Source organism: Actinocorallia lasiicapitis, assembly GCF_054778695.1.
The window spans coordinates 1-3,495 of record NZ_BAAGZI010000510.1; the positions used below are offsets into that span (position 1 = coordinate 1).

At 71.3% G+C, this 3,495-nt stretch carries 5 protein-coding genes and 1 pseudogene; 3 read left to right on the forward strand and 3 right to left on the reverse strand.

Annotation, left to right across the window (positions count from 1 at the left end; genetic code table 11):
* A pseudogene (locus ACYVE7_RS31205) lies at positions 1–252 on the forward strand (integrase); the annotation flags it as partial.
* 10 nt (positions 253–262) lie between these two features.
* Here ACYVE7_RS31205 and ACYVE7_RS31210 read toward each other — a convergent pair.
* On the reverse strand, positions 263–997 hold the full coding sequence (locus ACYVE7_RS31210; RefSeq protein WP_460369802.1) for a GNAT family N-acetyltransferase: 735 nt from the start codon (positions 995–997) through the stop codon (positions 263–265).
* Positions 998–1,057: 60 nt separating this feature from the next.
* Here ACYVE7_RS31210 and ACYVE7_RS31215 point away from each other — a divergent pair, with 60 nt between their 5' ends.
* Positions 1,058–1,267, forward strand: a complete 210-nt coding sequence (locus ACYVE7_RS31215; protein ID WP_460369804.1) for a DUF2277 domain-containing protein — start codon at positions 1,058–1,060, stop codon at positions 1,265–1,267.
* 70 nt (positions 1,268–1,337) lie between these two features.
* Entirely contained in the window at positions 1,338–1,961 is a 624-nt protein-coding gene (locus ACYVE7_RS31220) for a hypothetical protein (protein ID WP_460369806.1), read from the forward strand.
* Here ACYVE7_RS31220 and ACYVE7_RS31225 read toward each other — a convergent pair.
* Together ACYVE7_RS31225 and ACYVE7_RS31230 are read right to left on the reverse strand one after the other, a co-directional pair.
* Positions 1,913–3,022, reverse strand: coding sequence for a hypothetical protein (locus ACYVE7_RS31225; protein WP_460369807.1), 1,110 nt, complete (start codon positions 3,020–3,022; stop codon positions 1,913–1,915). The two genes, ACYVE7_RS31220 and ACYVE7_RS31225, sit on opposite strands and share 49 nt — an antisense overlap.
* 88 nt (positions 3,023–3,110) lie before the next feature.
* The coding region (locus ACYVE7_RS31230) for an adenosylcobinamide amidohydrolase (RefSeq protein WP_460369809.1) at positions 3,111–3,495 on the reverse strand (385 nt) is incomplete at its 5' end.

Below are 3,495 nucleotides of genomic sequence, written 5' to 3' on the forward strand. Positions count from 1 at the left end.
CGGGCGATCACCGGCGCCCACGCGCCGGGCGCGCTGCGCCGGGCCGCCCTGCTCACCGACGGCGCGACCAGGCTGGCTGACAAGTTCCACCAGATCGGCTGGCAGGACCTGATGAAGATCCTCACCGATGACGGCCCGGCCGAGCTGATCCGCCGCACCCGCGAGGCCGAGCTCTCCGACCCGCACTGTCAGCGCTGGCCGCGCCACAAACGGCACGACGACGCCGCCGCGGCCCTCTGCCTCTTCCCCTAGCGGGGAGGGCTCAGAGCCCGCGTCCGACCAGGTAGAGCAGGTCGGCGCGGACGAACCGGAAGCCGAGCTTGGCCGCGACCCGGCGGCTGGCGATGTTGTCGGGGCTGGTCGACCAGGTCGGCCGGTGGCCTCGGGCCAGCACGTCCTTGATCACGGCCGTCGCGCACGCCGCCGACAGGCCCCGCGCCCGATGGGACTCCTCGGTGACCACCCCGATGTCCTCGTACTTCTCGCCCGTGTAGAAGGGGATCGCCACCGACACCAGGGCTCCTTCGGCGAACGCGCCGAACGCCAACCCGCCCTTGGCGGCCCCGGCGGGCCCGCCCCAGGTCTCGGTGATCCAGTGGATCTCGGCGGGCAGCGCGTCGAGCGCGGGGGCGTCGGCGGGCCCGAGCCTGCGGATCTCCGCCTCGACCGGCGACAGATCACGGGACGCGGCCTGCAGTTCGTAGATCACCCGCGGCCAGCGGTGCACCTCGGCGCCGTAGGCCCCGAGCAGCGGTTCGAACTCCTGGTCGGCCCGGAAGATCCCCCGCAGCGCCCGCTCGGGCGTGAACGCCGCCGGATCACCGCTCAGATCGAAGTTCTCGCCCCCGGTCTCCACCAGCACGGCCCGCGGCTGCTCCGCATGATCGGCGAAGACCCGCCCGTGCCCCGTCCTGAGCACATGCGGCCCGATCACCGGCCCCGGCCGCTCCGGCCGGAACCACTCGGCGATCCTCTGCGGCTGAACTAGCTCGATCATCACGCTCCAACACAGGCGCTCCCTCACGGAACAGAAAAGGGATACCCGATGATGGAGGGTATGTGTAGGAGTATCAAGACGCTGCGACCGCCTTTCACCGAGGATGCGACGGAGGAGGACATGCGGGCCGCCGCACTGCAGTATGTGCGGAAGATCTCGGGGTTCCGGCAGCCCGCCGCCCACAACGCCGAGGCGTTCGACGCGGCGGTCGAGGCCGTCACCGCGGCCACCGTCGAGCTGCTCGGTCAGCTTCAGGTGCGCGGGCGCTAACAAATTCCGGTGCGGCGCATGGTCACGAAACTCTTGTGCGGAGCGGCCTTCGGCCAGCACGATGGTGACCATGGGGCATGTGTCGGCCGGCGGGCTCGGATCTGGCCGGTCCGGAGGGGATGAGAGCTTCCGGGCCGAGCTGGCGGGCAAGGCCGTCTGGAAGCTGCTCGTGAAGGGCCTGGAGGTGTTCCTGCCGGGCCGCACGACGTCGATCGGCGAGGTCTGGGTCTCCGACCGGCCCGCGGTCCTCCAGGTGCCGGTGTTCGTCAACGGCTCGGGATTCGGGCTCCAGCTCCACAAACGGCCCGTCCACCGCGCGACGGAACGCGAGATCTTCGTGCGCGGCGACCACGGCCGGGTCATCGGGATCGCGATCGCCGGTCCCGCCGCCGCCATCGGCAGCCGTGTCGTCGACGCGCCCACGCTCGCCGGATACGCCAGGAAACTGGTCTACCAGACCCTCTACGACCCGGCCGACGCCGACAGCGCGGGCCCGGCCGTCCGGGCCGCCAAAGCCCTCCAGGACGTCGTGTTCCTCGACCCCGAGACCGGGGTGGGTCTCGGAGTGGAGATCGATCCGGCGTCGGGCAGCCCGCTGACCAGACTGCTGGTCGGGATCAACGGGACGGGCGTCACCGTCCAGGCCTATCCGGCGGGCGGCCTGGCCGCCCAGGCGGTGAGATCCCAGAACTGATGGGCCGGCAGCACTGACAGCCGGTCCGCGACGGCCGCCGGATCCCGGAGCAGGCCCATCCGCTCGAACTCCTGGCTCTGCACATGGGTCAGCACGGCGCCCGCCATACCGCGTCCCGTCCTGACGATCACCAGCGGCCCGATCTGGGCGACCGCGCCGTCCGACTCGTAGACGGCCCGCAGCAGCGCCTTCACCGACGCCTCGTCGCTCGGCATCCGCCGCCCCAGCCCCGCCCCGCCGACGTCCATCGTCAGCGAGATCAGCAGCGCCGTGTAGGAGCCGCCGAGCTCCTCCAGGACCTTCCCGGTCAGGTAGTAGCGGGTCAGGCCCTCCTCGGAGTGCTTGAACTGGACGTCCAGACCGCTGCCGGCGACGCACCGCTCGTACACGTCGGCCAGGACGTCGCGGAGCGCGGGGTCGGCCGACATCAGCGAGCCCGCGACGGTCGCCTGCGGCTCGGCGGGCAGGTCCATCGAGGTGGTGATGGCGCGGTCCAGCTCGCCCGAGGTGTAGGTGAGCAGGTCCGCGACGACCACCTCGACCTCTTCGAGCGCCTGCGACAGGTCCCGCTGGAGTCCCAGCACCTGCGCGCGGTTGTGCTCCAGGTCGGCGATCCGGTGGAGCGCGACGTCGATCCGGTTGTCGCCCGCGGTGAGCGCCCCGGCGACGACCGGGATCGGCGCGGGCGTGTTCTCCATGTCGGCGAGGCGGCCGCGCAGCTCGGCGAGGGCGTCGCGCTGCTTCTCCAGCTCATGCAGCCGGATCGCCTGCGCCCGGATGTACTCCTCGGTCCTGTGCAGCAGCGAGGCGAGTTCGTCGAGCCGTCCGCCGTGCTGGCGGACCCGGTAGTCGATGCCGGGGAGCACCTGCTGGCGCACCTCCGACAGCTCGTCGCTGATCTGCTGCCCCGTGACCTCGAGGGTCCGGTTCTGGTGCCGTACCTGGGCGTTGAGCTCCTCGACCCGGTCGACGAAAGCCTGGGTCTGGTTCTTGGCCTGACGGCCCGCATACAGCTCCAGTGCCCCGACCGCCACGCACAGCACCACCAGGGCGATCGTCATGGCGCTCCTCAGGGCGTCGTTCTTGATCCTCTTCTGGTGACTTTAACTTAATCGTCACGTTCTGCACCGTGCAGAGAGTCTTGCGAGACTAACCGATCGTCCGGAGCCGCGTGGTGTAGTCGAGGGCACCGGTGCGCACGGCGGTGTGGACGGCACGGGCGAGCCGTGCGCCCCACACCGATCGGGGTCCGGCGAACGGTTCCGGCTCGCCTTCGGGCGCGCACGCGACACAGATCGCGTCGCTGGCGGTGCCGGAGCAGTCGTACCCGGCGTCCAGGAGCGCCTGGGTCTTCGCCTCGGTCGCGGTGACGACGGCGTTGACCAGGGCGGCGTCGGTCAGCGCGACGGGCACGTCCACGATGATGTTGATGGTTCCCGGGGTCCACAGGTCGAGCCGTTCGGGCGCGAGCTCGGGGTCGGCCGCGCCCTGCGGTGCGGCCGCCCAGGTCGGCACCCGCAGCCCGACGGTCGCG

Excerpts from the sequence above, each read along its gene's own strand:
- ACYVE7_RS31225 (WP_460369807.1), bottom strand. The coding sequence starts at position 3,022 with ATGACGATCGCCCTGGTGGTGCTGTGCGTGGCGGTCGGGGCACTGGAG.
- ACYVE7_RS31210 (WP_460369802.1), bottom strand. The coding sequence starts at position 997 with ATGATCGAGCTAGTTCAGCCGCAGAGGATCGCCGAGTGGTTCCGGCCG.
- ACYVE7_RS31215 (WP_460369804.1), top strand. The coding sequence starts at position 1,058 with ATGTGTAGGAGTATCAAGACGCTGCGACCGCCTTTCACCGAGGATGCG.
- ACYVE7_RS31220 (WP_460369806.1), top strand. The coding sequence starts at position 1,338 with ATGGGGCATGTGTCGGCCGGCGGGCTCGGATCTGGCCGGTCCGGAGGG.